The sequence below is a fragment of the Edwardsiella piscicida genome (genome assembly GCF_001896205.1).
GTDB lineage: Bacteria > Pseudomonadota > Gammaproteobacteria > Enterobacterales > Enterobacteriaceae > Edwardsiella > Edwardsiella piscicida.
On sequence record NZ_MPNU01000001.1, the window covers coordinates 591,907 to 617,876 of the forward strand.

Annotated in this window: 28 protein-coding genes, 3 tRNA genes and 1 riboswitch; of the genes, 14 read left to right on the forward strand and 17 right to left on the reverse strand. The window is 60.6% G+C overall.

Annotated elements, in window-relative coordinates; translation table 11 throughout:
- The first annotated feature begins 72 nt into the window (after positions 1–72).
- A riboswitch (FMN riboswitch) is annotated at positions 73–229 on the forward strand.
- Positions 230–342: 113 nt separating this feature from the next.
- Positions 343–1,002, forward strand: coding sequence for a 3,4-dihydroxy-2-butanone-4-phosphate synthase (gene ribB, locus BRD58_RS02610; RefSeq protein ID WP_069579590.1), 660 nt, complete (start codon positions 343–345; stop codon positions 1,000–1,002).
- 66 nt (positions 1,003–1,068) lie between these two features.
- Here the strand turns inward: ribB and zupT are convergent, their stop codons facing one another.
- Entirely contained in the window at positions 1,069–1,836 is a 768-nt protein-coding gene (gene zupT / locus BRD58_RS02615) for a zinc transporter ZupT (protein WP_012847345.1), read from the reverse strand.
- 217 nt (positions 1,837–2,053) lie between these two features.
- On the opposite strand from zupT, the gene ygiD reads away from it, so the two are divergent.
- Positions 2,054–2,839 (forward strand): 4,5-DOPA-extradiol-dioxygenase, encoded by a 786-nt coding sequence (gene ygiD / locus BRD58_RS02620; RefSeq protein WP_073381527.1) that lies wholly within the window; start codon positions 2,054–2,056, stop codon positions 2,837–2,839.
- Positions 2,840–3,016: 177 nt separating this feature from the next.
- On the opposite strand, the gene BRD58_RS02625 is transcribed toward ygiD, so the two are convergent.
- From BRD58_RS02625 to rsmC, 4 genes are all read right to left on the reverse strand, one after another.
- Positions 3,017–3,103: transfer RNA gene (locus tag BRD58_RS02625), tRNA-Leu, on the reverse strand.
- Between the two features lie 33 nt (positions 3,104–3,136).
- A tRNA-Leu gene (locus BRD58_RS02630) sits at positions 3,137–3,223 on the reverse strand.
- Between the two features lie 35 nt (positions 3,224–3,258).
- Positions 3,259–3,345: transfer RNA gene (locus BRD58_RS02635), tRNA-Leu, on the reverse strand.
- A 176-nt stretch (positions 3,346–3,521) separates the two neighbouring features.
- Positions 3,522–4,562, reverse strand: a complete 1,041-nt coding sequence (gene rsmC / locus BRD58_RS02640) for a 16S rRNA (guanine(1207)-N(2))-methyltransferase RsmC (RefSeq protein WP_073383831.1) — start codon at positions 4,560–4,562, stop codon at positions 3,522–3,524.
- A gap of 195 nt (positions 4,563–4,757) precedes the next feature.
- Here rsmC and BRD58_RS02645 point away from each other — a divergent pair, with 195 nt between their 5' ends.
- The 6 genes from BRD58_RS02645 (at position 4,758) to BRD58_RS02670 (ending at position 10,894) form a co-directional block, all read left to right on the forward strand.
- On the forward strand, positions 4,758–5,168 hold the full coding sequence (locus tag BRD58_RS02645) for a DNA polymerase III subunit psi (protein WP_012847348.1): 411 nt from the start codon (positions 4,758–4,760) through the stop codon (positions 5,166–5,168).
- Positions 5,128–5,574, forward strand: a complete 447-nt coding sequence (gene rimI, locus BRD58_RS02650) for a ribosomal protein S18-alanine N-acetyltransferase (RefSeq protein WP_012847349.1) — start codon at positions 5,128–5,130, stop codon at positions 5,572–5,574. Before BRD58_RS02645 ends, rimI begins: the two co-directional genes overlap by 41 nt.
- Positions 5,575–5,769: 195 nt before the next feature.
- A complete protein-coding gene (gene prfC / locus BRD58_RS02655; RefSeq protein ID WP_012847351.1) occupies positions 5,770–7,359 on the forward strand; it encodes a peptide chain release factor 3 in 1,590 nt (529 codons plus the stop codon).
- Between the two features lie 224 nt (positions 7,360–7,583).
- Entirely contained in the window at positions 7,584–8,585 is a 1,002-nt protein-coding gene (locus BRD58_RS02660; protein ID WP_012847352.1) for a patatin-like phospholipase family protein, read from the forward strand.
- The gene (locus BRD58_RS02665) at positions 8,585–9,373 is read left to right on the forward strand and encodes a TatD family hydrolase (protein WP_073383834.1); all 789 of its coding nucleotides are present in this window, start codon (positions 8,585–8,587) and stop codon (positions 9,371–9,373) included. Before BRD58_RS02660 ends, BRD58_RS02665 begins: the two co-directional genes overlap by 1 nt.
- A 255-nt stretch (positions 9,374–9,628) precedes the next feature.
- Positions 9,629–10,894 (forward strand): NupC/NupG family nucleoside CNT transporter, encoded by a 1,266-nt coding sequence (locus tag BRD58_RS02670; protein WP_172454876.1) that lies wholly within the window; start codon positions 9,629–9,631, stop codon positions 10,892–10,894.
- A gap of 60 nt (positions 10,895–10,954) precedes the next feature.
- Here the strand turns inward: BRD58_RS02670 and BRD58_RS02675 are convergent, their stop codons facing one another.
- Positions 10,955–11,818, reverse strand: coding sequence for a YjjW family glycine radical enzyme activase (locus BRD58_RS02675; protein WP_073381528.1), 864 nt, complete (start codon positions 11,816–11,818; stop codon positions 10,955–10,957).
- On the reverse strand, positions 11,790–13,340 hold the full coding sequence (locus tag BRD58_RS02680; protein WP_073381529.1) for a YjjI family glycine radical enzyme: 1,551 nt from the start codon (positions 13,338–13,340) through the stop codon (positions 11,790–11,792). Before BRD58_RS02680 ends, BRD58_RS02675 begins: the two co-directional genes overlap by 29 nt.
- A 473-nt stretch (positions 13,341–13,813) precedes the next feature.
- On the opposite strand from BRD58_RS02680, the gene deoC reads away from it, so the two are divergent.
- From deoC to BRD58_RS02710, 6 genes are all read left to right on the forward strand, one after another.
- Positions 13,814–14,593 carry a deoxyribose-phosphate aldolase gene (gene deoC / locus BRD58_RS02685; RefSeq protein WP_069579594.1) on the forward strand — a complete coding sequence of 260 codons (780 nt, stop codon included), beginning with the start codon at positions 13,814–13,816 and terminating at the stop codon, positions 14,591–14,593.
- A 108-nt stretch (positions 14,594–14,701) separates the two neighbouring features.
- Positions 14,702–16,024, forward strand: coding sequence for a thymidine phosphorylase (gene deoA, locus BRD58_RS02690; protein ID WP_073381530.1), 1,323 nt, complete (start codon positions 14,702–14,704; stop codon positions 16,022–16,024).
- A gap of 100 nt (positions 16,025–16,124) precedes the next feature.
- Positions 16,125–17,348: a phosphopentomutase gene (gene deoB / locus BRD58_RS02695; protein ID WP_073381531.1), complete on the forward strand. Its 1,224-nt coding sequence runs from the start codon at positions 16,125–16,127 to the stop codon at positions 17,346–17,348.
- A gap of 66 nt (positions 17,349–17,414) precedes the next feature.
- Positions 17,415–18,140, forward strand: a complete 726-nt coding sequence (gene deoD, locus BRD58_RS02700; protein WP_012847361.1) for a purine-nucleoside phosphorylase — start codon at positions 17,415–17,417, stop codon at positions 18,138–18,140.
- 172 nt (positions 18,141–18,312) lie between these two features.
- Positions 18,313–18,699 carry a cytochrome b562 gene (gene cybC, locus BRD58_RS02705; RefSeq protein ID WP_012847362.1) on the forward strand — a complete coding sequence of 129 codons (387 nt, stop codon included), beginning with the start codon at positions 18,313–18,315 and terminating at the stop codon, positions 18,697–18,699.
- Positions 18,700–18,705: 6 nt separating this feature from the next.
- Complete coding sequence (locus BRD58_RS02710) at positions 18,706–19,215, forward strand: cytochrome b/b6 domain-containing protein (protein WP_073381532.1); 510 nt, start codon at positions 18,706–18,708, stop codon at positions 19,213–19,215.
- Between the two features lie 35 nt (positions 19,216–19,250).
- Here the strand turns inward: BRD58_RS02710 and rnk are convergent, their stop codons facing one another.
- The 10 genes from rnk to kdsC form a co-directional block, all read right to left on the reverse strand.
- The gene (gene rnk, locus BRD58_RS02715; RefSeq protein ID WP_012847364.1) at positions 19,251–19,661 is read right to left on the reverse strand and encodes a nucleoside diphosphate kinase regulator; all 411 of its coding nucleotides are present in this window, start codon (positions 19,659–19,661) and stop codon (positions 19,251–19,253) included.
- A 169-nt stretch (positions 19,662–19,830) separates the two neighbouring features.
- Positions 19,831–20,103, reverse strand: a complete 273-nt coding sequence (gene npr, locus BRD58_RS02720) for a PTS phosphocarrier protein NPr (protein WP_012847365.1) — start codon at positions 20,101–20,103, stop codon at positions 19,831–19,833.
- 7 nt (positions 20,104–20,110) lie between these two features.
- Positions 20,111–20,962 (reverse strand): RNase adapter RapZ, encoded by an 852-nt coding sequence (rapZ, locus tag BRD58_RS02725; RefSeq protein ID WP_012847366.1) that lies wholly within the window; start codon positions 20,960–20,962, stop codon positions 20,111–20,113.
- A 108-nt stretch (positions 20,963–21,070) separates the two neighbouring features.
- The gene (ptsN, locus tag BRD58_RS02730) at positions 21,071–21,535 is read right to left on the reverse strand and encodes a PTS IIA-like nitrogen regulatory protein PtsN (RefSeq protein WP_071818497.1); all 465 of its coding nucleotides are present in this window, start codon (positions 21,533–21,535) and stop codon (positions 21,071–21,073) included.
- A gap of 119 nt (positions 21,536–21,654) precedes the next feature.
- Entirely contained in the window at positions 21,655–21,942 is a 288-nt protein-coding gene (hpf, locus tag BRD58_RS02735; protein WP_012847368.1) for a ribosome hibernation promoting factor, read from the reverse strand.
- Positions 21,943–21,963: 21 nt separating this feature from the next.
- A complete protein-coding gene (rpoN, locus tag BRD58_RS02740; protein ID WP_034168337.1) occupies positions 21,964–23,433 on the reverse strand; it encodes an RNA polymerase factor sigma-54 in 1,470 nt (489 codons plus the stop codon).
- Positions 23,434–23,557: 124 nt separating this feature from the next.
- The gene (gene lptB / locus BRD58_RS02745; protein ID WP_012847370.1) at positions 23,558–24,283 is read right to left on the reverse strand and encodes an LPS export ABC transporter ATP-binding protein; all 726 of its coding nucleotides are present in this window, start codon (positions 24,281–24,283) and stop codon (positions 23,558–23,560) included.
- Between the two features lie 6 nt (positions 24,284–24,289).
- Positions 24,290–24,847, reverse strand: coding sequence for a lipopolysaccharide ABC transporter substrate-binding protein LptA (gene lptA, locus BRD58_RS02750; RefSeq protein WP_012847371.1), 558 nt, complete (start codon positions 24,845–24,847; stop codon positions 24,290–24,292).
- The gene (gene lptC, locus BRD58_RS02755; RefSeq protein WP_015460892.1) at positions 24,822–25,394 is read right to left on the reverse strand and encodes an LPS export ABC transporter periplasmic protein LptC; all 573 of its coding nucleotides are present in this window, start codon (positions 25,392–25,394) and stop codon (positions 24,822–24,824) included. Before lptC ends, lptA begins: the two co-directional genes overlap by 26 nt.
- Positions 25,391–25,957, reverse strand: coding sequence for a 3-deoxy-manno-octulosonate-8-phosphatase KdsC (gene kdsC / locus BRD58_RS02760; protein ID WP_012847373.1), 567 nt, complete (start codon positions 25,955–25,957; stop codon positions 25,391–25,393). The genes lptC and kdsC overlap by 4 nt, the downstream gene beginning before the upstream one ends.
- Between the last annotated feature and the right edge of the window lie 13 nt (positions 25,958–25,970).

The window sequence follows — 25,970 nt, forward strand, 5'->3', positions numbered from 1 at the left end:
CTGTTTGTGAGCGAACGCCAATAATCGGCAATGGTGATTGCCCGCTACTGGCTTTGGCGCTATAGTCGGTTTGCTTATTCTCAGGGCGGGGTGAAAGTCCCTACCGGCGGTAAATTGGTACGCTTCGGCGTCACTGAAAGCCCGCGAGCGCTCGCACGACCGTGCGGGGTCAGCAGATCCGGTGTAATTCCGGGGCCGACGGTTACAGTCCGGATGGGAGAGAGTAACGATATCTGCTGGGATTCACCCGCTCGCGTTATTTTGGCCGCGCCGCTGCGTGTGCCGCTCCTCAAATTTGCCCTGGTTCTGGTAATTCATACGATTATTGATGAGGTTTTTACCATGAATCAGATTCTACTTTCCGATTTCGGTACCCCGATGGAGCGCGTTGAGCGCGCCTTGTCCGCACTGCGCGATGGCCGTGGCGTCATGGTGTTGGATGATGAAAACCGTGAAAATGAAGGCGACATGATCTTTGCCGCCGAGAAGATGACCGTGGAGCAGATGGCGCTGACCATCCGCCACGGCAGCGGTATTGTCTGCCTGTGTATCACCGAAGCGCGTCGCCAGCAGCTGGATCTGCCGATGATGGTGAGCAATAACACCAGCCACTACGGCACCGCCTTCACCGTGACGATTGAAGCGGCGGAAGGGGTGACCACCGGGGTCTCCGCGCAGGATCGCCTGACCACGGTACGCGCGGCCATCGCCGACGGTGCCAAGCCGAGTGATCTCCATCGTCCCGGGCATGTTTTCCCGCTGCGCGCTCGCCCCGGCGGCGTACTGGCGCGTCGGGGTCATACCGAGGCGACGATCGATCTGGTTTCGCTGGCGGGATTCCGCCCTGCCGGCGTGCTGTGTGAACTGACCAATGATGACGGCACGATGGCTCGCGCTCCGCAGGTGATGGCCTTTGCGCGCCAGCATGGGATGCCGGTGGTGACCATTGAGGATCTGGTGGCCTATCGTCAGGCGCATGAGCCGCAGGAGAAAGCCTGCTAATTCGGCCGCATCGTTAACGCGATCGCAGATATATCAAGGGATAGCCAGCGGCTATCCCTTGCGCTTTTATAGCGGCGTCGCCTGCAGCAGGGCCAGACTCAGCCCCATGACGGTCATGCCGCACAACACCCCGCGGCTGGGATTGCTGTGCGGATCGATCTCCCGCGCCAGCGGCATAAGCTCATCCACCGACAGCGCGACCATGATCCCGGCCACCAGCGCCATGATCGCCGCCATCCCGACCGGCGATACCGTCGGCCCCAGCAGGGTAAAGGCCAGCAGCCCACCGAGGATCTCTGCCACGCCCGACAGGCTGGCCCACCACAGCGCGCGCAGGCGCGAGCCGCTGGCAGCATACACGGGACCCGCGACGGCCAGCCCCTCGGGAATATTATGAATGGCTACCGCCAGGGCGATGCCCATCCCCAGCTCCAGATCGGCGCTGGCGGTGACGTAGGTGGCGATACCCTCGGGAAAATTGTGCAGACTGATGCCCAGCGTAAGCAGCAGCGCGGTGCGTTTTAGACTCCGCGGCGTTCGATTCCCCAGCGGGACCATATCGTGGGCGTGCTGGTGGGGCAGCAGGCGATCCAGTAGAAAGTATCCGACCAGACCGAGGATAAACATCGCGTAGCCGAGCAGCGGCGGCATCTTCGGCGTATTCAGCGCCGCGGGCAGCATCTCCATCAGCGAAATAAGCAGCATGATCCCGGCGGCGAAGCCGAGCGAAAAGGCCAGCACGCGATTGGAGGGCCTTTGCCCGATGATGGCCAGCAGAGCCCCAACGGCGGTGGCGCCGCCGGCAAGCAGCGTCAGAAGCAGGGGAATGGACATGGACACGCCTCGCAGTTGATGATAATGATTTTCATTATTTATTAAGTGTGAGCAGAAGTAAATAAATGTGAGCGTGTTATATACAATTCCACCGATTGTCTGTGCCTATTCTATGCTTCTGGCTATCGAGCGAGGGGCTGTCGCGTACTCCGTGCGCGGAGCCGTTTTTTATGACCGGCGCTGCAAGCGACGGGCGATCAGGGTGAGGCAATACACTATGAGCGAGGCGACGATGCCGGCGCTGTTTCTGGCGCACGGGAGTCCGATGAACGCCATCGAGGATAATCCGTTCAGCGCCCTATGGCAGCGTCTGGGGCGTGAGCTGCCGCGGCCAAAGGCCATTGTGGTGATTTCCGCCCACTGGTGTACCCAGGGGCTCTGGGCCACGGCGATGGCGCAGCCGCGTACCCTGCATGACTTTGGCGGCTTTCCGCCGGCGCTCTCTGCGCTGCGCTATCCGGCGCCCGGCAGTCCGGCGTTGGCGCGGGAACTGCAGTCTTTACTGGCGCCGCAGTATACGCTGTCGCTGGATGAGGGCGGCTGGGGGCTGGATCATGGGGCGTGGAGCCTGCTGGTTCACCTGTATCCCCAGGCCGATATTCCGGTGATACAGCTCAGCCTCGATCCGCGTCAGCCGGCGGCGTATCACTATCAATTGGGGCAGGCGCTCGCCCCGCTGCGGCAGCGCGGTATCCTGATGTTGGGCAGCGGTAACGTGGTGCATAACCTGCGTACGCTGCGCTGGGAGGCTGAGGCCGAACCTTATCCCTGGGCGCGGCGCTTTGAAGACGTTGTCCGCCAGGGGCTGCGTGAACGCGGTGAGGATGCCGCATTGCTGCGGTTTGCCGATAATCCGGATGCTACGCTGGCCAATCCGACACCGGAGCACTTTCTGCCGCTGCTGCCTGTGCTGGGCTGCTGGGATGGCGCGGAGCCGCTGCGGGTGTTTGAGCAGGGGATCGTCATGGGGTCGCTGAGCATGCTGTCGCTGCAGGTAGGCTAAGCGCAGCGTTGGGTCGGGATGAGGCGGTACGGTCGCGACGTTATCGGCGATGAGCGACGAGCGCGATATATCGACGGCGTTGAGTCTCTGTCTGGATAGCGATAGCAGGATAGGTCAACTGCGGGAATCAAGCGTAAAACAGGGAGAGGATGACGAGATGCAGAAGAAAAACAAGAGTGGTGCGAAGAGAGGGACTTGAACCCTCACGTCCGTTAGGACACTAACACCTGAAGCTAGCGCGTCTACCAATTCCGCCACCTTCGCACACGGGTGTTGCTGATTGTCGCTCGTCGGCTTTGGTGCGAAGAGAGGGACTTGAACCCTCACGTCCGTTAAGACACTAACACCTGAAGCTAGCGCGTCTACCAATTCCGCCACCTTCGCAAGGTGCCGTCAAAGCGCAATCAATCGTGGTTATGTGGTGCGAAGAGAGGGACTTGAACCCTCACGTCCGTTAAGACACTAACACCTGAAGCTAGCGCGTCTACCAATTCCGCCACCTTCGCATACCGTTGCGTTACTGCTGGAGTAACGTAACCACGGAGGCGAATTCTAGAGATTTTCGTCGCGGCGTCAACAGTTATTTCCTGAATTTTCTGCGATCGGTGCAAATTTGGGCGCGTGAGGCGTAATTTGACCGTTTTGCGCTGAAAAAAAGGCCGACGTACGCCGGCCCCGGGGTCTATCGACGGCTGTGCTCCAGCGCCGCCCGATCGAGAATGGCGGAGTACACCTTGAATTTCCCGGTCTGGGCCACGACCTCATGGCGACCGAATACGGCATCCAGCACCTGCGGATAGGGCAGGAAGGCGTTGGCGACGATCCGCAGCTCACCGCCCAGCTGCAGGTGGCTGACGGCGCCGCGGATCAGGGTCTGAGCGGCCAGCAGGCTGGTCTGTACACCATCATGGAACGGCGGGTTAGAGATGATCAGATCGAAGCGACCGCTGATATCGGAGAAGACGTTACTGGCGAGCACCTCGCCGTCGATCGCATTCTGCGCCAGCGTTTGCCGGCTGGCGGTCAGGGCAGCGGCGTTCACATCGCTCAGGGTGAGACGGGTCTCCGGCGACATGCGGGCGATGGCGGCGGATAACACCCCGGCGCCGCAGCCGACGTCCAGGACGTGCCCTTTTAGGCCGTGGGGCAGCGAAGAGAGCAGCAGATGACTGCCGATGTCCAGCCCGTCGCGGCTGAATACGCCCGGCAGCGTGGCGATGCGCAGACTGCCGGTGTCATAGGACATCCACCAGTCGTTCAGATCGAAGTGGGGCGGCTGGGCCAGCTGACCGTGATACAGGCCGCAGCGGCGGGCGCTGTCTATCTTGTTCAGCGTCAGCATGTCGGACGCCAGCTCTTCGGCGCTGCGGACGCCGGCGCGGTTTTCACCGACGATAAACACATCGCAGCCGACCGGCAGCTGCGAGAGTAGCTGAGTCAGCTGGAATAGCGCCTCTGGCTTGCTCTTGGGCCAGAAGTAGATCAGGGTATCGATGCCGGCGGCGAACTCTGCCGTGATGGTCAGAGAGAACAGGCAGCGCTCGCCCATGGTGGGATGCAGCGCCTGCCAGTGATGGTACTGGGTGGTGTGGGCGCGGACTTCAACGGCGTTAAACTGCGCGGGCAGCGTATCCTGCAGATCGCCGGCGAACAGGACGCGGCGGGGCTCAAACTCTTCGCCGTGGCGAAGCACGACTTCGCTGGCCGGGGTAAAAGCGGACATGGCACAAAACTCCTCAATAGGCTGACCGGTGATTATAGAGCTTTCACCGGCGTTCTGAAACGCGCCATTCATCGCGGCGGTGGCGATCCGCTGCACGGTGCGATGGTGCCGTCGCGACGGGTTTGTTAGCATAGTAGCGCAGACAGGTATCACGGGATTTCGGCGCCGCGGCGGCGCATAACAGACAGGGGCAGTATGACTTCGCGACGCGATCAACTTTTACAGCAGCTGGGGATAACCCAATGGGTCCTGCGTCGCCCGGCGCTTCTGCGCGGCGAGGTCGCCATTACGCTGTCGGCGCAGACACGGCTGCTTATCGTGTCTGAGGCTCCCCTGTCGCCGGATGATCTGTTACTGTGCGATATTCTACGCGCGCTGTCGCTGACGGCGGAGCAGGCGGTGATCCTGACGCCGGAGCAGTATGAGATGCTCAGCGATCGCCAGCGTTACCTGTGTTGGTGGCTGGGGGAGTCCGCCTCCTCTGAGGCTTGCCTCCGCTCTCCGGCGCTCGGTGCGCTTTACCATAACCCCGGCGCCAAGCGCGCCCTGTGGCAGCAAATTTGTCATGAGCAACATCATTTCTTCCCTGACCCCGGCGGACACTGATGCCGCCTATGCCGTGGAGTGCGCCAGTCACGCATTTCCTTGGACTCACAGCACCTTTCTCAGCAATCAGGGCGAGCGTTACTATAACCTGAAGCTGGAGTCACAGGGGCAGCTGGCCGCCTTTGCCATTACGCAGGTGGTGCTGGATGAGGCGACGCTGTTCAACGTTGCCGTCGCCCCCGCCTATCAGCGTCAGGGGCTGGGGCGTACGCTGCTGCTGCGTCTGATTGACGATCTGACCGAGCGCGGCGTGGTGACGCTGTGGCTGGAGGTGCGAGACTCCAATCGGGCCGCCATCGCGCTGTATCATGCGCTGGGGTTCAATGAGGTGTCGCTGCGGCGCAACTACTATCCGACCGCGGACGGACGTGAGGATGCCCGCATCATGGCGCTGCCGCTGGGGTAGCCGTCGTTTTCGCGCGCCCGCGGCGCGATAGTATTCCCCCTGCCTGCGGCAGGGCGCCTGAAATTGCGCGTTGTCTAACCTGAATAAATCAGGGAAAATAGCGCGCTGATTACCCATTTACGCCTGTGTTGCCCGCCGATGGCCGCCGTTTGCGCGCGTTCGCGGGCAGGGCAGCTCAATACAGAATAGAAAATCATGTCGCCAAGTGAATACGCCCGCGAAGTCGCCAAACGGCGCACCTTTGCCATTATTTCTCACCCGGATGCCGGTAAAACCACCATCACCGAAAAGGTGCTGCTGTTCGGACAGGCGATCCAGGTCGCCGGGACGGTAAAAGGCCGCGGCTCCAGCCAGCATGCCAAGTCAGACTGGATGGAGATGGAGAAACAGCGCGGTATCTCCATTACCACCTCGGTGATGCAGTTTCCGTATCATGACTCCCTGGTCAACCTGCTGGATACCCCGGGGCACGAGGATTTCTCCGAGGATACCTACCGAACCCTGACGGCGGTGGACTGCTGCCTGATGGTGATCGATGCGGCTAAAGGGGTCGAGGATCGCACCCGTAAGCTGATGGAGGTCACCCGTCTGCGCGATACGCCGATCCTGACCTTTATGAACAAACTCGACCGTGACATCCGCGATCCGATGGAGCTGCTGGACGAGGTGGAGAGCGAGCTGCGGATCGCCTGTGCGCCGATCACCTGGCCTATCGGCTGCGGTAAGCTGTTCAAGGGGGTCTACCACCTGTACAAGGATGAAACCTACCTGTACCAAAGCGGCAAGGGGCATACCATCCAAGAGGTTCGGGTGATTAAGGGGCTGGATAACCCGCAGCTGGATGCCGCGGTGGGCGAGGACTTGGCGGTCCAGCTGCGCGAGGAGCTGGAGCTGGTGCAGGGGGCGTCTACCGAGTTTGAAGAGGAGGCCTTCCTCAACGGTCAGCTGACGCCGGTCTTCTTCGGGACTGCGCTGGGTAACTTTGGCGTGGATCATATGCTGGACGGTCTGGTGGCCTGGGCGCCGGCGCCGATGCCGCGGATGACCGATGTGCGCAAGGTCAGCGCCGACGAAGAGAAATTCAGCGGCTTTGTGTTTAAGATCCAGGCGAACATGGATCCGAAGCACCGCGACCGTGTCGCCTTCATGCGCGTGGTCTCCGGTCGCTATGACAAGGGGATGAAGCTGCGCCAGGTTCGCACCGGTAAGGATGTGGTGATCGCCGACGCGCTGACCTTTATGGCCGGCGACCGCGCCCACGTAGAGGAGGCTTACCCGGGCGATATCATCGGTCTGCATAACCATGGCACCATCCAGATCGGCGATACCTTTACCCAGGGCGAAGAGATGAAGTTCACCGGGATCCCCAACTTTGCCCCGGAACTGTTCCGCCGCATCCGTCTGCGCGACCCGCTGAAGCAGAAGCAGCTGCTGAAGGGGCTGGTTCAGCTGTCGGAAGAGGGGGCGGTACAGGTGTTCCGTCCGGTGGCCAATAACGATCTGATCGTCGGTGCGGTCGGTGTGCTGCAGTTTGACGTGGTGGTGGCTCGCCTGAAGAGCGAATATAACGTTGAGGCGATCTACGAGTCGGTTAACGTTTCTACCGCGCGCTGGGTCGAATGTGACGACGCGAAGAAGTTCGACGAGTTTCAGCGTAAGAACGAACTGCACCTGGCGCTGGACGGCGGCGATAACCTGGCCTATATCGCCCCGACCATGGTGAACCTGAACCTGACCCAGGAGCGTTATCCTGAGGTGCGCTTCCGTAAGACGCGCGAACACTGATCGGCCTAGCCCTTTTTTGGGGCGTTGGCGGGACGATCGCGGCGGGCCTTGTGGCCCGCCGTCTTATTTGCGCCGCGTCGTCCGTTAAAGCGGACAGAATGATAATATTTCCCCCCTGCGCTGGACTTATCCCGAGGCCTTATCCAAGGTATGCTTAATCTATGTGGGTCGCCTCGTTTGTCGGGGCGGCAGACCGGCTGAGCGTGTTGTCATGAGGTTGTAGAGTGGGATACAGAATACCGATTACGCTGGGCAACATTGAGCCCCTGGCCTATAAACCCTACCATCCGGGCCGCATTGCGCTGGTGTGCGAGGGCGGCGGACAGCGGGGTATTTTTACCGCCGGGGTGCTGGATGAGTTTCTGCGTGCGCGCTTCAACCCCTTCGATCTCTATTTGGGTACCTCCGCCGGCGCCCAGAACCTGTCGTCCTTTGTCTGTGGTCAGGCGGGATATGCCCGACGCGTGATTACGCGCTATACCACCCGCAGCGAGTTTTTTAACCCGCTGCGCTTTGTCCGCGGCGGCCATCTCATTGATCTGGATTGGCTGGTGGATTGTACCCACCGCGAGATGCCGCTGGCCTTCGATCGCGCCGAGCGTATGCTGGGACAGCAGCGCCAGTTCTATATGGTCGCCAGCCGTAGCGATGACTTTAGCGCGGCCTATTTTCCGGCGCAGCGCGATAGCTGGCTGCAGGTGATCAAGGCCAGCAGCGCCATCCCCGGCTTTTACCGCAGCGGGGTGGAGCTGGACGGCGTGGTCTACCAGGACGGCGGCATCGCCGACGCCGTGCCGGTGCGCGAGGCGTACCGACTGGGCGCCGATACCATCGTGGTGATACGCACCGTGCCGTCTCAGATGTTCTATACGCCCCGCTGGGTGAAACGCATGGAGTCTCTGCTCAGCGAGAGCAGCCTGCAGCAGATGGTGCGGATGATGCAGCGCCATGAGAAGAGCTACCGTCGCACCCAGCGTTTTATTGAGCAACCGCCGGGCCGTCTGCGTATCTTTGAAATTTACCCCCCCAAGCCGCTGGCGAGCCATGCCTTGGGCAGTACGGTGGCATCGCTGAACACGGATTACCATCTGGGACGGCGCTGCGCCCGCTATTTTCTGGCGGCCGTTGGGCACTGGCTGCTACCGCGTGACCTGCCGGCGCATGCCCATGGCCCGGCGAGGCTGACCCACCAAGCCGCGCGTCAGCCTGCGGGGGAAACGCTGTGATCGCCGCGGCGCTGATCGACACCCACTGCCATTTTGACTTTGCTCCCTTCTGTGGCGATGAGGCGGCAAGCCTGCATCGCGCCCGGGCGGCGGGGATCGGCGATATCATTGTGCCCAGCATCGAGGCCTCCCGTTTTGCGTCGGTGCTGGCGCTGGCCCATCGCTATCCGATGCTGCATGCGGCGCTGGGGCTGCATCCCCTGTACATCGAACATCATCGGGATACGGATATTGCGGCGCTGGATACGCTGCTGGCCCAGGCCGACCCGGCGGTGGTCGCGCTGGGTGAGATCGGGCTGGATCACTACGGTGACGTCCGCCAGCCGGCGCGTCAGCTGAGCCTGCTGCAGGATCAGCTGGCCCTGGCCCAGCGCTACGATCTGCCGGTGATCCTGCATTCACGCCGCAGCCACGATCTGCTGGCGAAGATACTGCGCCAGCGGCGGCTGACGCGCACCGGCGTGGTGCACGGTTTTTCCGGCAGCCTGGCCCAGGCGCAGGCCTTCGTGCGTTTGGGGTATGCGATTGGCGTCGGCGGCACGATTACCTACGCACGGGCGAACAAGACCCGTGCCGCGGTGGCGGCGCTGCCGCTGGAGGCGCTGCTGCTGGAGACCGATGCGCCGGATATGCCGCTGTTCGGTTACCAGGGCGCGCCCAATCGTCCGGAGCAGCTGACGCGGGTCTTTGCGGCCCTGTGTGCGCTGCGCAGTGAAACGCCTGCGCAGATAGCCCAGGCGCTGTATGACAACACGCACCGTCTATTTCACTTCCCCCCGCGTTCCTGACGCGAACCGCCGATTTTTTGCGCGCGTAAACGATTAAATGATGTGATATGCATCACTTTTTAACAATTTAACTTGCTTCAAGTTGTATAAATTTGTGAGCAATACGCGCAAACATCGCGGATGCCCCGTTATAATCCGCCCGCCGGCGATGGACCCCTCCTGTTTTTTGCCTGGCACCAGGAGACGGCTTGCGCCATTGGGCGTGTAAGCCTTATTAAGACTCACACAACAGGGATAATAACCATGCAACTTTTAATGGGTGTTGTGGGAATGGTCACGCTGATCCTGCTCGGCGTACTGCTTTCCAACAACCGCCGCGCCATTAGGGTGCGTACCGTGGCCGGCGCCTTCGCCGTTCAGGTATGCCTTGGCGCCTTTGTGCTGTATGTGCCCGCTGGGCGCGATATGCTGGGCGCGATGTCTACCGGTGTAGCAAACGTTATCGCCTATGGTAATCAGGGCATTTCGTTTATGTTCGGTGGGCTGGTATCCGACAAGATGTTTGAGCTGTTCGGCGGCGGCGGGTTTGTCTTTGCCCTGCGCGTACTGCCGGTGATCGTCTTCTTCTCGTCGCTGATTGCCGTGCTCTATTATCTGGGGATCATGCAGCTGGTGATCCGCGTGCTGGGCGGTGCGCTGCACAAGCTGCTGGGCACCTCCCGTACCGAGTCGCTGTCGGCGACGGCCAATATCTTCGTCGGTCAGACCGAAGCGCCGCTGGTGGTACGCCCCTATATCGCCACCATGACCCAGTCCGAACTGTTCGCGGTCATGTGCGGTGGCCTGGCCTCCGTTGCCGGCTCGGTGCTGGCCGGCTATGCCCAGATGGGCGTGCCGCTGGAGTACCTGATCGCTGCGTCCTTTATGGCGGCGCCGGGCGGCCTGCTGTTTGCCAAGCTGATCGTACCGGAAACCGAGCAGACCCACGATCGTGAAGATGCTACCGCGCTGGTGGCGGCAGAGGATCGTCCGGCCAACGTGATTGACGCCGCCGCCTCCGGTGCGGCCTCGGGTCTGCAGCTGGCGCTGAACGTCGGCGCGATGCTGCTGGCGTTTATTGCCCTGATCGCTCTGCTGAATGGCATGTTGGGCGGGATTGGCGGGTGGTTTAACTACCCGCAGCTGTCGATGGAGCTGATCCTGGGCTGGGTATTCTCTCCGCTCGCCTTCCTGATCGGCGTGCCCTGGAACGAGGCGCAGATCGCCGGCTCTTTCATCGGGCAGAAGCTGATCGTTAACGAGTTCGTCGCCTATATGAACTTTGGCGAATACCTGAAGGCGGATGCCGAGGTCGCGGCGGCCGGTCTGCAGGTGCTTTCCGGCCATACCAAGGCGATCATCTCTTTCGCGCTGTGCGGCTTTGCCAACCTTTCGTCGGTGGCGATCCTGCTGGGCGGACTGGGCAGTATGGCGCCGAAGCGTCGCCATGAGATTGCCCGCTTCGGCCTGCGCGCCGTCGCTGCAGGTACCCTCTCCAACCTGATGAGCGCCACCATCGCCGGGTTCTTCCTGGCGCTGTAATCCTGCGCTGTGCAAGGTGGTCACGCGCCTTCGCCGTCACTGGCCGGGGCGCGTTTTTATTTATAGGTAGAGCGCCGGGCGGATCACCGCGCCGACGCCGCGGGTCTCCAGCGCCTGAGCCAGTCGTTCGACATCGGCCTTTGCGGCGGGCTGCCACGCTGACGCCGGACCATAGACGCCGTGATGATGGAAGGCATTGAGGCGTACGGGCACATCGCCCAGCGACAGGATAAACTCGGCCAGCGCATCGATGTGGGTCAGGTAGTCGCTGTGCTGCGGGATCACCAGCAGGCGCAGCTCCGCCAGGCGTCGCCGCTGCGCCAGCCAGCGAATGCTGTGCAGGATGCGCCGATTGCCGCGCCCGGTCAGCCAGCGGTGGCGCTCGTCGTCCCAGGCTTTGAGATCGACCATGACGCCGTCGCACCACGGTATTAGCCGTGCCCAGCCGGGCTCTGACAGTTCACCGTTGCTGTCGACCAGACAGTCAAGCGCCTGCAATCCCGGATCGCGGCGTATCGCCTGAAACAGCGCCAGCAGGAAAGGCAGCTGCAGCGTCGCCTCTCCACCGCTGACGGTGATTCCCTTGATAAACACCGCCTGGCGGCGCAGCTGCATCAGCACATCGTCGACGCTGAGGGAGAGCGCCATGGGGCTCGCCTGACGTGGGCAACCCTGCAGACAGGTATCGCACTGCTGGCAGGCGAGCGCATCCCAGAGCACTTTTCCCGCCTGCAGCGACAGCGCCTGATGCGGGCACGTCGCCACGCACTGGGCACAGTCGTCGCAGCGGCCAATGGTGTAGGGGTTATGGCAGCTGCGGCAGCGCAGGTTGCAGCCCTGCAGAAACAGAACCAGGCGACTGCCCGGCCCATCCACGCAGGAGAAGGGCAGCAGCTTACTGACTAAAGCGCGTCTGTTGTTCATGGCTTATCACGCGCGCCTGGCGCTCCAGCATCCCCGTATTGCGCGCCGCCTCTTCCGCCAGCCAGGTGGTGTTCAGCCGCGACCCTTCCTGCTCATAGCGCGCCAGATCGGACAGGCGCACCATATAGCCGGTCACCCGCACCAGATCGTTGCCGCTGACGTTGGCCGTGAATTCACGCATCCCGGCGGAGAACGCGCCGAGGCACAGCTGCATCAGGGCCTGCGGGTTGCTTTTTACCGTGGGATCCAGGGTCAGAATGTCGCTGATCCCGGCGGGATAATAGGCGTGGTGCGGCGCGACGGCCATCAGATGGCCGATCGGATCCGGCTCGCTGCCGTAGGGAAGGCGGGCGCCGGGCGTCGTGCCCCGATCGCTGCTGATCCCGGATTGGGCATGCAGCAGCGCGCGCTGCTGCCAAGCATGGGGGAGCGGGGTCGCGCGGACAAACGCGTCCAGCCAGGCGCTGATCCGATAGCCTAAGGCGTTGGCCGCCTCATCCTGACCGTAGCGGGCGGCGACGCCGCTCTGCTGACACAGAATATCGACCGCCTCCGCCAGGGCAAAGATGCCGAACATCGGCACAAAACGCTGGGCGTCGATCAGCCCCTCATGCACCAGGAAGCTCTGGCTGAAGAAATGGGAGCGGGTGAACAGAAAGTCGCTGCGGGCGCGGAGAATCTCGGTCTGGCGCTGGCAATAGTCAGGCAGGGTGCGGGTAAAGAAGTCCTCCTCTCCCCGGCTGCGCAGGGCCACCTCTTTCAGGTTCATCCGAACCAGGGTGCTGCCGCCGCCGCCCAGCGGCAGCGCGTTGTAGCAGCTGACGATGCCGTAGCCGCCCGCTGTGAAAATATTATCATGCAGCGGCGCGTTGGCGATGTGCGGTTTACTGCAGGCGCAGATGTTTTCAATGGCCTGCTGCAGACGCTCTGCGGGCGTGATCTCAGGGTGGTAGAGGAAGGTCAGGTTGGGGACGACCTGAGCTAGCCCCGCGTCCGCGCGTAAAAATAGACGCGTCAGGATGTTATCGGACGGTCCCAGGTTCGCGTGCATAAAGGCATCGGGAAAAGTGCGATCCAGATAACGCCAAAAGCGTTTTATGCGGATATATAATTCGTTCTCTGTTAAAATTCCAACATATGGAAGCAATAGTTGATCTAAATGCCCCAAAAATACCGGCATAGATGTGACGGATGGGACATGGTGATACAGGATGGTCAACATGGAGAGCGCGTCGTCAAAGTCCTGCGCCGGCTCGAGCTCCAGCCACTCAGAGCCGTTGGCCAAGAAGCGGGCGTAGTCCGGCAGTACGTAGCGGGGCTTATAGGGCGCATGGCCTTCAAACATATCGCAGATGACGCCTTCGTCCAGCGCCTGGCGAGCCGCTTCCGGTAGGGCGGGGTAGGGCAGATCGTTTTCGGCCTCCAGCGCAAGGAAGTGGCGTTTTTGCAGGGCAGAGAGATGGGGATCGCAGGCGATAGCCATACAGCGCGAGTGCAGTGCGTTGGCAGAGGTTTCAGGCATGATCGTTGTCCATGGCGATGAGAGCGATGATCAGGATGAGCGTAGGGCTGTGTCCTGTAACGGTATGAAATCCCGGCGTCGCGCCTGCGGGGTTCACCGGCGGACGGCGGAGCGTGGTCAGTGTAAGGCCGTGGGCTGCGCGCGTTCGCACGTTAGCATCGGTTTTGACGATAGTTATGATTTATATGTGATATTGATCACATATCACGATCCTATGTTACATTCTGATTTTCATCTAATGTGACAGTGAACACAAATATGACGGAGGTTTTGTGTTCAAATAATCACACCAGAAGGGCTGTGTGCGGTGAGATGGATCTCAATGACATACCGGCGTGGCCGGGTGTCTCTTCAGGGAACCAAGTCCGCTCGCCAACGTGTGGGATCGCTTTACGGCGCAGGCCGTTAAAACCTTCGTCCCGTTTTTTTTGATTGAACCGGCATGGGCCGCGTTCAGCCAGTTGGAGAGTATTATGACCGAGTTACAAACTGCCGCTCAGCGCGCACTGCGCCTGATGGATCTGACAACCCTGAATGACAACGATACCGACGAGAAAGTGATCGCGCTGTGTCATCAGGCCAAAAGCCCGGTGGGCAATACCGCTGCGGTGTGCATTTACCCCCGTTTTATCCCCATCGCCCGTAAAACCCTGCGTGAACAGGGTACGCCGGACGTACGCATTGCAACGGTGACCAACTTCCCGCACGGTAACGATGATATCGAGATCGCGCTGGTGGAAACCCGTGCGGCGATCGCCTACGGGGCGGATGAAGTGGATGTGGTCTTCCCGTACCGTGCCCTGATGGCGGGCAACGAGCAGGTGGGCTTCGATCTGGTGAAAGCCTGTAAAGAGGCCTGCGCCGCCGCTAATGTCTTGCTGAAAGTGATTATTGAAACCGGCGAGCTGAAAGACGCTGCGCTGATCCGTAAAGCGTCTGAAATTTCAATTAAGGCCGGGGCGGACTTTATTAAGACCTCCACCGGTAAGGTGCCGGTTAACGCCACGCTGGAGAGCGCTGAAATCATGATGAGCGTGATCCGCGATATGGGCGTGGCGAAGAGCGTGGGCTTCAAGCCGGCCGGCGGCGTGCGTACGGCGGAGGATGCGGCGCAGTATCTGGCGCTGGCCGATCGTCTGCTGGGTGAAGGGTGGGCCGATAGCCGCCACTTCCGCTTCGGCGCTTCCAGCCTGTTGGCTAGCCTGCTGCAGACCTTAGGCTATGATGCCAAGGGCACCGGCAGCAGCTACTGATGCGGGAACAGGCCGCCTGCGGGCGGCCTGACTGACGTCAAGGGCATTTACCTCTCACGGATCGCGCAGACGATCCTAGCCTAATAATCAGTCTAACAGGGGGTTACCTTGTTTCTGGCTCAAGAAATTATCCGCAAAAAGCGCGACGGCCATGCGCTGAGCGAAGAAGAAATTCGCTTTTTCATCAACGGGATCCGGGATAACACGATCTCCGAGGGACAGATCGCCGCGCTGGCGATGACGATCTTTTTCCACGATATGGCCATGCCGGAGCGCGTGGCGCTGACCATGGCGATGCGGGACTCCGGCACCGTGCTGGACTGGAAGTCCCTGAATCTGAACGGGCCGATTGTCGATAAGCATTCGACCGGTGGCGTGGGGGACGTGACCTCACTGATGCTGGGGCCGATGGTCGCCGCCTGCGGTGGCTATGTGCCGATGATCTCCGGTCGCGGCCTCGGGCATACCGGCGGCACGCTGGATAAGCTAGAATCGATCCCAGGGTTCGACATTTTCCCGGACGACAGCCGTTTCCGCAGCATTATCGCCGATGTCGGCGTCGCCATTATCGGGCAGACCAGCTCGCTGGCGCCGGCGGATAAGCGTTTTTATGCGACGCGCGATATCACCGCGACGGTCGACTCTATCCCGCTGATCACCGCCTCTATTCTGGCCAAGAAGCTGGCCGAGGGGCTGGATGCGCTGGTGATGGATGTGAAGGTTGGTTCCGGCGCCTTTATGCCGACGTTCGCGCTGTCTGAGGCGCTGGCGCAGGCGATCGTTGGCGTGGCCAACGGCGCAGGCTGCCGCACCACGGCGCTGCTGACCGACATGAATCAGGTGCTGGCCTCCAGCGCCGGTAACGCGTTGGAAGTGCGCGAGGCGGTGCAGTTCCTGACGGGCGAGGCGCGCAATCCGCGTCTGTTCGAGGTCACCATGGCGCTGTGCGTTGAGATGCTGATCTCCGGCAAACTGGCCGCAGATCAGACGGAGGCCCGCAATAAGCTGCAGGCGGTACTCGACAACGGTAAGGCGGCAGAGATCTTTGGCCGAATGGTGGCGGCGCAGAGCGGTCCGTGTGACTTCGTTGAGCGCTATGACCACTATTTGCCACAGGCAGTGCTGTGCAAACCGGTATTTGCCGAACAAGCTGGTATTATCACAGCAATGGACACCCGTGCGCTGGGGATGTCCGTTGTCGGGCTGGGCGGCGGTCGCCGTCAGGCCAGCGATAGCATTGATTACAGCGTAGGGCTAACCGAGATGGTTCGTCTGGGTGATTCGGTCGATGGGCAGCGCCCGCTGGCCGTGGTTCATGCCCGCGATGAAGCGAGCTGGAAGCAGGCCGCCGAGGCGGTGCGCGCCGCGGTGACGCTGGGAGAGCGTGCGCCTGAGCCGACGCCGGTGGTGTATCGCCGTATCACGCAGTAAGGGTTACGCCAATACCAAACCGAGTCTGATGATTTTGGCCCGTTCGCGCCGTCCCCGTGACGCCGTTCGGGCGCTTGGCGCGCAAGCGCGGGAGAGTAAGATGAAACGTGCATTTATCATGGTACTGGATTCCTTTGGCATCGGTGAGGCCAAGGATGCAAAAAGCTTTGGCGACGAAGGCGCCGATACCCTGGGCCACATTGCCCGTGCCTGTGCACGCGGTGAGGCTGATATCGGGCGCCAGGGGCCGCTGCATCTACCGAACCTGTGCCGTCTGGGGCTGGGTAAAGCTGCGTTGGCGTCAACCGGCCGTTTTCCGGAAGGGTTGGATGAAAACGCTGAGATTATCGGTGCCTATGGTTATGCCAACGAACTCTCCTCTGGTAAAGATACGCCGTCAGGCCACTGGGAAATCGCCGGTGTCCCGGTGCTGTTTGACTGGGGGTATTTCCACGATCATCAGAACAGTTTCCCGCAGGCGCTGCTGGATACGCTGGTCGAGCGCGCCAATCTGCCGGGTTACCTGGGCAACTGCCACTCGTCCGGTACGGTGATCCTCGATCAGCTGGGCGAGGAGCACATGAAGAGCGGTAAGCCGATTTTTTACACCTCCGCAGACTCGGTGTTCCAGATCGCCTGCCACGAAGAGACATTCGGGCTGGAAAGACTGTATGAATTGTGCGAGATTGCGCGCGATGAACTGAACAAGGGCGGCTATAACATCGGGCGCGTTATCGCCCGGCCGTTCGTCGGCGACAAAGCCGGTCATTTCCAGCGCACCGGCAACCGCCATGATCTCGCGGTAGAGCCGCCGGCACCGACCATGCTGAAGAAGTTGGTGGATGAAAAGCAGGGCGAAGTGGTATCCATCGGTAAAATTGCCGATATCTATGCCAACGTCGGTATCACCAAGAAAGTGAAGGCGACCGGTATCGATGCGCTGTTTGACGCCACGCTGCAGGAGATGCGTCAGGCGGGGAATGACACCATTGTCTTTACTAACTTCGTCGACTTCGACTCCTCGTATGGTCACCGTCGCGATGTGGCTGGCTATGCCGCCGCGCTGGAGCTGTTCGACCGCCGTTTGCCGGAGATGCTGGCGCTGGTGAAAGAGGATGATATCCTGATCCTCACCGCGGACCACGGCTGCGATCCGACCTGGCATGGCAGCGATCATACCCGCGAACACATTCCGGTGCTGGTCTACGGGCCGAAGGTGAAGCCGGGCTCCCTGGGTGAGCGCGATACTTTCGCCGATATCGGCCAGACCGTCGCCCACTATTTCGGGCTGTCGCCGATGGCTTACGGTAAGCCGATGTTCTGATTGTCAGCGCCATCCATGAGGATGGCGCTTTCTTGTCTATTGCGTTAAGAGAGAAGGATTAAAGTTATGGCTACGCCGCATATTAATGCCGAAATGGGTGATTTTGCCGATGTCGTTCTGATGCCGGGCGATCCGCTGCGTGCGAAACACATTGCAGAAACCTTTTTGCAGGATGTCCGCCAGGTCAACAACGTGCGCGGTATGCTGGGGTTCACCGGGACCTATAAGGGCCGTAAGATCTCCGTTATGGGCCATGGCATGGGGATCCCTTCCTGCTCCATCTATGCCAAAGAGCTGATCACCGACTTCGGCGTGAAGAAAATCATCCGCGTAGGCTCCTGCGGCGCCGTCCGTATGGACGTGAAGCTGCGCGACGTCGTGATCGGTATGGGCGCCTGCACCGACTCCAAGGTGAACCGTCTGCGCTTTAAAGACAACGACTTTGCCGCCATCGCTGACTTCGACATGGTGCGTAATGCGGCCGATGCCGCCAAGGCGAAGGGGATCGATGTCCGCGTGGGCAACCTGTTCTCCGCCGATCTGTTCTACTCTCCGGATCCGACCATGTTCGACGTGATGGAGAAATATGGCATTCTGGGCGTAGAGATGGAAGCCGCCGGGATCTACGGCGTAGCCGCGGAGTTTGGCGCGAAAGCGCTGACCATCTGCACCGTTTCTGACCATATCCGTACCCACGAGCAGACCACGGCCGCGGAGCGTCAGACGACGTTCAACGACATGATCGAAATCGCGCTGGAGTCTGTGCTGCTGGGTGACCAGGAGCAGGCATAACGCGCAGCGCGTTCGCCGCGAGCGTAAGGGGACCCTAGGGGTCCCCTTTTTGTTTTTGTGCAGCGATAGGTAATACCATCATCGTTGCTTCTGTCAGAGGCTTGCCTATTTCCCCTAGACTCTTTATGTTTATTAGCGTGATTAAATGTTAATAAAACGTGAGGGTGTAAGCATGCGTAAGAGCGTATTGGCATTGGCGGGTTTGGCGATGATGGCGGGCAGTGCCCTGGCACAGGCGGCCAGCGTAAGCGAAGATATGGATGTCATCAATCAAAGCTATCGACAGGCGCAGCAGGCAACGACGGCGCAGGACTTTAAGCAGGCGCTGACGGCGATGCGTGCGGCGGCGACGGCGGCGAAGTCAGAGGCACCCAGCAAGCTGCAGGGACAGGCGTCTGACAGTGCGGACATGAAGGATTATCGTCACGGTCTGGATCTGCTGATCGGTCAGATAGACAAGGCGGAGAAGCTGGCGGACGCTGGCCAGCTGGATCAGGCGAAGACCGAGGCGCAGCAGATGCTGCAGACGCGCAACGTCTACCATAAAAAGTACCGTTAAGCCTCGATGCATTGGGATGCCGTCGTGCGCCTGACGCACTGGAGCGTGGCGCTGGGCTTTCTGTGTAACCGCCTGTATCTGACGGTGCCCGGTAGTACGCCGCACCAGCTCATTGGCCTGATGGTTGCCGGGCTGGTGCTGCTGCGCCTGCTGTGGGGCGTGACGTGGGCGCGTGGGGCGGCGCGTCTGTCGGCGTTCATTCCAACGCCGAGTGCGCTGATCCACCATCTGCATGAGCTGCGCACCCGTACGGTGCCGCAGGCGCCGCACCACAACCCATTGGGCGCAATCGGTATCTGGGCAACCTGGCTGCTGCTGTTACTGATTGCGCTGACGGGCTGGGGGCAGGGGAACGACCTGGCTTTTCGCTGGCCGCTGGACGTATGGCATGTTTGGTTGGTCGATGCGTTGACGCTGGTGGTTTGCGTGCACATCGCGGCGGTATTTGCGATGTCGTTTTGGCTGCGGCGGAATCTGATCGGCGCGATGCTGCCGGGGCGCCGCGGCGGGGAGTAGGTCGTCGTAAACGCCCGCCGCGGCGGGCGTGAGCCTTAGCGCAGCAGCTCGCCGGCCGCCTCCGGCTGGTACAGCAGCGCCAGCACTTCAATATGGGTCTGATTGCCGTTGGGCAGCGTCCAGCGAATCGCGTCGCCGACGCGCAGCCCCAGCAGCGCGGCGCCGATCGGCGCCATCACGGACAGACCGTCTTCAGCGCTATCCTGCAGATGGGGATACACCAGGGTGCGGACATGCTCTTCATTGGTATTCAGATCGCGGAAGCGTACGCGGCTGTTCATGGTCACGACGTCGGCGGGCATCGCCGCCGGTGCCAGCAGCTGGGCGCGATCGAGCTCTTCATTCAGCGCCTGGGCGACGGGCTGAGCGGCAAAGGCCGGCCGCTCCAGCAGCCTGTCGAGGCGTTCAGCGTCCAATTCATTGATGATAATGGCTGGTCGGGACATTGTTCTCTCCATGGTATGACGCATGGCTGCGTCCTGTCTCGTCACAAAAGAAAACCCTCACCGTTCCGACATGGGCGGCGAGGGCTATTCATGATGCGATCATAGTAAGCCGATAGGGCTTTTAAAAGAGAGCTGGCTCACAAATTGGGGAGTCCCCGGCCGGCCGGGGCTACTCTTCGTCGAAGCCGGCGTTGAATAGCGAGACGACGGCGTCCAGCGCCTGGCGCTCGTCTGGGCCGGTGGCCTGAATCTCTATCTGCCCCCCCTGCGCGGAGTCGAGCATCAGTAGGGCTATCACGCTGTTGGCTTCGGCCTCGATGCCGTTTTCATTGCGCAGAATGACGTCGGCATCGAAGGTTTGCACCAGCTCGAACAGCTTCATGGCCGGGCGGGCATGCATACCCAGGCGGTTTTTGATCTCTACGGTTTGCGTCACGCTCATGGTCGGCCTACCTGCGTTTTTCCAGGGTGCGGTGACGGGACTGCACGTTCTTGCCGCGCGAGCGGAAGTAGTCCGCCAGCTGCTCGGCGACGTAGACCGAGCGGTGCTTACCGCCGGTGCAGCCGATGGCTACCGTCAGGTAGCTACGGTTATTGTTCTCCAGCGCCGGCAGCCACTGTTCAAGGTAGCTGCGGGTCTGGTAGATAAAGTTGTGTACCTCGGTGTGGCGATCGAGGAACGCCGCCACCGGTTTATCTAGCCCGGTCATCGGCCGCAGCTTGGGATCCCAGTGGGGGTTAGGCAGGAAACGGACATCGAAAACATAGTCGGCGTCGATGGGAATACCGTGTTTAAAGCCGAAGGATTCGAATACCATGGTCAGCTCGCGCTCGCGCTTGCCCAGCAGACGGGCGCGCAGCATCTCCGCCAGCTCATGCACCGACATTTCCGACGTGTCGATGATGAGATCGGCGCGGGAACGCAGCGGCTCCAGCAGCTCGTTCTCCTGATCGATGGCGTTTTCCAACGACAGGTTTTTGCTGGACAGAGGATGTAGGCGCCGGGTATCGCTGTAGCGGCGGATCAGCGTATTGCGATCGGCATCAAGGAACAGCAGCTGCGGCGTAAAGCTCTCCGGCAGATGGTCCATCGCCGTTTCCAGCACCTCCGGCGATTCGGGCATGTTACGTACGTCAATGCTGACCGCCGCGGAGGTATCCCGGGTGGCCAGCGTGCGCGCCAGCTCCGGCAGTAGCTCGACCGGTAGGTTATCGACGCAGTAGAATCCCATATCTTCCAAGGCGCGTAAGGCCACGGATTTCCCTGAACCGGAACGGCCGCTGACAATCATCAGCACCATATCACCACTCCCCTGTTGTTATTGTTACGCGGGTCGGTATTGCCTGCCCACTCATCATACTATCAAGCCCGGATCGTCAGCGATAGCCTCGGATCGCGCTGGCGAGGATCATTCGGTGATGATCTGGTACAGATCTTCATCGCTTTGCGCCGCGCGCAGGCGGCGGCAAACGCCCTTATCCGAGAGCTTTTGTGCCATCAGCGATAGGGTTTGCAGGTGTGTTTTGCACTGATCTGCCGGTACCAGCAGGGCAAACAGCAGGTCGACCGGCTGATTGTCAATGGCGTCGAAGTTGATAGGCTGATCGAGGTGAATAAAGACGGCGATGGCGCGCAGGGTATCCTCTTCCAGCTTGCCGTGGGGGATAGCGATCCCGTTGCCGATCCCGGTACTGCCCATGCGCTCCCGGGTCAGGATGGCGTCGAAGACGACCTGAGTCGGCAGGTTGAGCTGGGCGGCAGCCAGTTCGCTGATGATTTCCAATACGCGCTTCTTGCTGGCGCAGTGGACGGCGTTGCGCGTGCATTCAGGAGTCAGCACGACGCTTAAGGGCATAGTTAAGTCATTACTCATGGTGTTTTTTCAAAAAGGCTGCTGTGTGCCGGCGACGCGGAGCCCCTAAGGCTTAAACGGCCCACCCTTGCAGGGTAGGCCGCCGGTCGGTAGGCTGGCGTGCCAGCCATAAGGCAGTGTTAATGTTGTTTCAGTTTGTCTTTATGCTTGTTTAACTGGCGGGCCAGTTTGTCTATCAGGATATCGATAGCGGCGTACATGTCTTCCTGCTGGGCCGAGGCGTGCAGCTCTCCCCCGTTGATAAACACCGTTGCTTCGGCGATATGATCGACCTTTTCAATACTGAGAGTGACGTTGACCTGATTGATCCGGTCAAAATACTGCTCAAGTTTGGCAAATTTCTCGCTGACAAACTGACGGATAGCGTCAGTAATTTCAAGATGGTGTCCAGTAATGTTGAGCTGCATCATGTCTTCCTTCTCGGTGTGTCACACCAGCTGCTTACGCTGGTTAGACGGTGGAATGGACAAAGACTCTCGGTATTTTGCAACGGTACGCCGGGCGACCATGATACCCTGATCCGCCAGCAGGGTGGTAAGTTTGCTGTCGCTCAGAGGCTTCGCCGGATTTTCCGCCGCTATCAGTTTCTTCACCAGTGCCCGGATCGCCGTGGAGGAGGCTTCGCCACCATCCTCGGTATTGACGTGGCTGGAGAAGAAATACTTCAGTTCAAAGATCCCCCGCGGGCTGTGCAGGAACTTCTGCGTCGTCACGCGGGAAATCGTCGACTCATGCATCTCTACCTGCTGCGCGATGTCGGCCAGCACCATGGGCTTCATCGACTCTGCGCCGTGCTCGAAAAACGCCTGCTGCTGTTCGACGATACAGCGGGATACCTTCAGCAGGGTATCGTTACGGCTTTCCAGGCTCTTAATCAGCCACTTGGCCTCCTGCAGATTGCTGCGGATAAACTGGCTATCGCTGTCGCTGCGTGCCTGGGCGCCCAGCGCCGCGTAGCGCTGGTTAATGTGCAGGCGCGGGACGCTGTCCTGATTGAGCTCGACTACCCAGCGTCCCTGGTGCTTATGGACCAGCACGTCGGGGATAACGTAGTCGGACTCGCCGGTATTAATCGAGAGCCCTGGCCGCGGGTCGAGGCTCTGAATGAGCTGCATCGCCTCCTTGAGCACCTCTTCCTTTAGCTTAGTCGAACGCATCAGATTTCGGAAATCGTGATTGCCCAGCAGATCGAGATGGCGATCGACAATGCTGCGCGCCTCGTTTAAATAGGGGGTATCTGGCGCAAACTGGGAGAGCTGCACCAGCAGGCAGTCCCGCAGGTCGCGGGCGGCAACCCCGACGGGATCGAAACGCTGAATGCGCTTTAGGACGGCTTCGACCTCCTCCGGCAGCGCGTGCTCATCGCCGAGGCTCTCTAGGATCTCCTCCAGCGAGGCCGTGAGGTAGCCGGTGTCATCGACGGCATCCACGATGGCGGTCGCAATGGCCAGATCCGTTTCGCTGAAGGGGGTAAGCTCGACCTGCCACATCAGGTAATCCTGCAGGGTCTGGGTCGTTTCCCCCTGAAACACCGGCAGTTCGTCGTCGTGGTAGTCGGTTCCTGTTCCTGAGGGGGTGCCGGCGGTGTAAATTTCATCCCAGCTGGCGTCCAGCGGCAGCTCATCCGGCATTTCGCGCTGTTCTAGCGCATCGCGGGTATCAAGCGGGTCGTCGTCATCGCGTGCGTCGGCATCATCCTGCACGCGCTCGTCGTCGGCGCTATCGCCGTCGGCTTCGTCATTCGGCTCCAGTTGCTCCAGCAGCGGGTTACTTTCCAGCGCCTGCTGGATCTCTTGCTGTAGCTCCAGCGTAGAGAGCTGCAGCAGGCGGATAGCCTGTTGCAGCTGTGGCGTCATGGCCAGCTGCTGGCTGAGTCTGAGTTGCAAGCCTTGCTTCATAATCGCGCGTTCTGTTCCTTGATTGCTGACAGTGGTGGCCGGTGGTGCGCAGCGGCGCTCGCCGGCGAAAAAACAAAGAGTCGGCATGGCAAGGCGCCCCTAGCGGATATGACGCCTCGCCAATTTACAGCCGGAACTCTTCACCCAGATAGACGCGTTTGACCTGTTCGTCGGCCAGGATCTCGTCGGGAGAGCCGTAGGCTATCAGATTACCCTGGCTGACGATGTAGGCCCGCTCGCACACGTCCAGCGTTTCACGCACGTTGTGGTCGGTGATCAGCACCCCGAGGCCGCGATCGCGGAGGTGCTCGATAATTTTTTTGATATCGATAACGGAGATGGGATCCACCCCGGCAAAGGGTTCGTCCAGCAGAATAAACTTGGGGTTGGCGGCCAGCGCGCGGGCTATCTCCACCCGGCGCCGTTCGCCGCCGGAGAGGGATTGCCCCAGGTTATCGCGCAGATGGGCGATATGAAACTCTTCCAGCAGCTCATCGGCCCGATCGGCGCGCTGCTCTGCGTTGAGATCGTCGCGGATCTCCAGCACGGCCATCAGGTTATCGTAAACGCTCAGGCGGCGGAAAATGGAGGCCTCCTGCGGCAGATAGCCGATGCCGCGACGGGCGCGGGCGTGCAGCGGCAGCAGGCTGATGTCATCGTCATCGATGATGATGCGCCCGGCATCGCGCGGCACGATACCGACCACCATGTAGAAGGTGGTGGTCTTTCCGGCGCCGTTCGGGCCGAGCAGGCCGACGATCTCGCCGGAGTTTACCGTCAGACTGACGTTCTCTACGACCCTGCGCCCTTTATAGGACTTGGCCAGGTTTTCCGCAATTAATCTTGCCATAACGAATCAGTTACTCTTCTTCTGAGGCGCCGGTTTGGCGTTGCCTTTATCTTGCAGCTGGGACGGCAGCAGCACGGTCGTTACGCGCTTGCCTTTATCGCTGAAGGCCTCCATCTGCTGCTGCTTCACCAGATAGGTAATCCGATCGCCCTCGATGTTGCTGTCGAGCTGCTTCAGAAAGGCCTTTCCGGTCAGAATGACATAGTCTTTGGCCAGTTCATAGCGCAGCTGTTGGCTGTGACCCTCGACCGGCTTGCCGTTATCCTGCATCTGATAGAAGGTGACCGGGTTACCGTAGGCCTCAACGATTTCGCTACCCTGCTGTCCGTTAGGGCGGGTGACGACCACCTTATCGGCGGTGATCTTGATGGTGCCTTGGGTCACGATCACGTCGCCGGTGAAGGTGGCGACGTTGCCCTGCATATCCAGCGACTGCTGCATCGAGTTGATGTGGATCGGCTGATCGGTATCACCGGTAACGGCCAGCGCAGAGGCACTGGCGCTCAGCAGGGCGCCGGCAAGGATCAGATCACGCAGTTTAAGGGTGCTTGCTTTGAATTTCATAATAGGTGTTTACCTTGTCAATCAACCGTGCGGTTTTATCCCGCATATTTCCGCGCATCTTCAACCCATGAGAGGTGAAATTGCTGCCGTACAGCGTGACCTCATCATCCGAGCTTATGTCCTGAGTAACCAGATTCACCTGCGCATTATCGGTGGTAATCCTTTCCAGTTGCGAGGTCGGCGTCAAACTATTGACCTCTACATTTCCATAGAGATACAACATGTTATCGTTCGTTAGCTTGGCCTTGTCAGCGCGAACGGACCAGGTCGCTGCGGCCTGGGGATCGAAGGTCGTCAGCACCGGCCGGGTAAACCAGGTCACGCCTTGTTCGCTGTAGTGCTGTACATCCTGCGCCACCAGCTTATAGCTCAGCTTGCCGCTGGGATCGTAGACGACGGTCAGGGTGTGCTGGCTCTGGTAGTTCGGCGTATTGGGATCCAGCGTCGTCGGCGCGCCGTCGGGCGAGTTATCCGCCAGATTCCAGCCAATCAGCGCCAGCGCGATCAGGGTCAGCAGGATGATCACCCAGCGTTTGCTCGTACTCATATCGACAGCCCTTTGGCTTGATCCAGGTTGCCCTGGGCCTGCAGGATAATGTCGCACAGCTCGCGCACCGCACCGCGGCCGCCGGCGATGCGGGTGGTGTAGTGCGCGTTGGGCAACAGCAGCGGGTGAGCGTCGGCGACGGCGACGGACAGTCCGACGCGTGCCATCACCGGCCAGTCGATCAGGTCATCGCCGATATAGGCCGCCTGATGGGGGGCCAGCTGCAGATCGGCCAAGATGCGCTCAAAGGCGATAAGCTTGTCGGACTGCCCCTGATACAGGTGCCGGATACCCAGCGTGGCGGCCCGATCGGCCACCAGCTGCGAACTGCGACCTGTGATGATTGCCACGTCAATCCCCTGGGTGACCAGGCAGCGAATGCCATAGCCATCGCGGACGTTAAACGCCTTCAGCTCTTCACCCTGGTTGCCCATGTAGATCAGCCCGTCGGATAAGACGCCGTCCACGTCGCAGATCAGCAGGCGGATCTGCGCGGCGCGCGCCATGACATCGGCGGAAACCGGTCCATAGCAGGTGGCAATCGGGGAGGTATTCTGTTGCATGCAAGCTCCGTTT

Excerpts from the sequence above, each read along its gene's own strand:
- ribB (WP_069579590.1), top strand. The coding sequence starts at position 343 with ATGAATCAGATTCTACTTTCCGATTTCGGTACCCCGATGGAGCGCGTT.
- zupT (WP_012847345.1), bottom strand. The coding sequence starts at position 1,836 with ATGTCCATTCCCCTGCTTCTGACGCTGCTTGCCGGCGGCGCCACCGCC.
- ygiD (WP_073381527.1), top strand. The coding sequence starts at position 2,054 with ATGAGCGAGGCGACGATGCCGGCGCTGTTTCTGGCGCACGGGAGTCCG.
- rsmC (WP_073383831.1), bottom strand. The coding sequence starts at position 4,562 with ATGTCCGCTTTTACCCCGGCCAGCGAAGTCGTGCTTCGCCACGGCGAA.
- BRD58_RS02645 (WP_012847348.1), top strand. The coding sequence starts at position 4,758 with ATGACTTCGCGACGCGATCAACTTTTACAGCAGCTGGGGATAACCCAA.
- rimI (WP_012847349.1), top strand. The coding sequence starts at position 5,128 with ATGAGCAACATCATTTCTTCCCTGACCCCGGCGGACACTGATGCCGCC.
- prfC (WP_012847351.1), top strand. The coding sequence starts at position 5,770 with ATGTCGCCAAGTGAATACGCCCGCGAAGTCGCCAAACGGCGCACCTTT.
- BRD58_RS02670 (WP_172454876.1), top strand. The coding sequence starts at position 9,629 with ATGGGTGTTGTGGGAATGGTCACGCTGATCCTGCTCGGCGTACTGCTT.
- BRD58_RS02675 (WP_073381528.1), bottom strand. The coding sequence starts at position 11,818 with ATGAACAACAGACGCGCTTTAGTCAGTAAGCTGCTGCCCTTCTCCTGC.
- BRD58_RS02680 (WP_073381529.1), bottom strand. The coding sequence starts at position 13,340 with ATGCCTGAAACCTCTGCCAACGCACTGCACTCGCGCTGTATGGCTATC.
- deoC (WP_069579594.1), top strand. The coding sequence starts at position 13,814 with ATGACCGAGTTACAAACTGCCGCTCAGCGCGCACTGCGCCTGATGGAT.
- deoB (WP_073381531.1), top strand. The coding sequence starts at position 16,125 with ATGAAACGTGCATTTATCATGGTACTGGATTCCTTTGGCATCGGTGAG.
- deoD (WP_012847361.1), top strand. The coding sequence starts at position 17,415 with ATGGCTACGCCGCATATTAATGCCGAAATGGGTGATTTTGCCGATGTC.
- cybC (WP_012847362.1), top strand. The coding sequence starts at position 18,313 with ATGCGTAAGAGCGTATTGGCATTGGCGGGTTTGGCGATGATGGCGGGC.
- BRD58_RS02710 (WP_073381532.1), top strand. The coding sequence starts at position 18,706 with ATGCATTGGGATGCCGTCGTGCGCCTGACGCACTGGAGCGTGGCGCTG.
- rnk (WP_012847364.1), bottom strand. The coding sequence starts at position 19,661 with ATGTCCCGACCAGCCATTATCATCAATGAATTGGACGCTGAACGCCTC.
- npr (WP_012847365.1), bottom strand. The coding sequence starts at position 20,103 with ATGAGCGTGACGCAAACCGTAGAGATCAAAAACCGCCTGGGTATGCAT.
- rapZ (WP_012847366.1), bottom strand. The coding sequence starts at position 20,962 with ATGGTGCTGATGATTGTCAGCGGCCGTTCCGGTTCAGGGAAATCCGTG.
- ptsN (WP_071818497.1), bottom strand. The coding sequence starts at position 21,535 with ATGAGTAATGACTTAACTATGCCCTTAAGCGTCGTGCTGACTCCTGAA.
- hpf (WP_012847368.1), bottom strand. The coding sequence starts at position 21,942 with ATGCAGCTCAACATTACTGGACACCATCTTGAAATTACTGACGCTATC.
- rpoN (WP_034168337.1), bottom strand. The coding sequence starts at position 23,433 with ATGAAGCAAGGCTTGCAACTCAGACTCAGCCAGCAGCTGGCCATGACG.
- lptB (WP_012847370.1), bottom strand. The coding sequence starts at position 24,283 with ATGGCAAGATTAATTGCGGAAAACCTGGCCAAGTCCTATAAAGGGCGC.
- lptA (WP_012847371.1), bottom strand. The coding sequence starts at position 24,847 with ATGAAATTCAAAGCAAGCACCCTTAAACTGCGTGATCTGATCCTTGCC.
- lptC (WP_015460892.1), bottom strand. The coding sequence starts at position 25,394 with ATGAGTACGAGCAAACGCTGGGTGATCATCCTGCTGACCCTGATCGCG.
- kdsC (WP_012847373.1), bottom strand. The coding sequence starts at position 25,957 with ATGCAACAGAATACCTCCCCGATTGCCACCTGCTATGGACCGGTTTCC.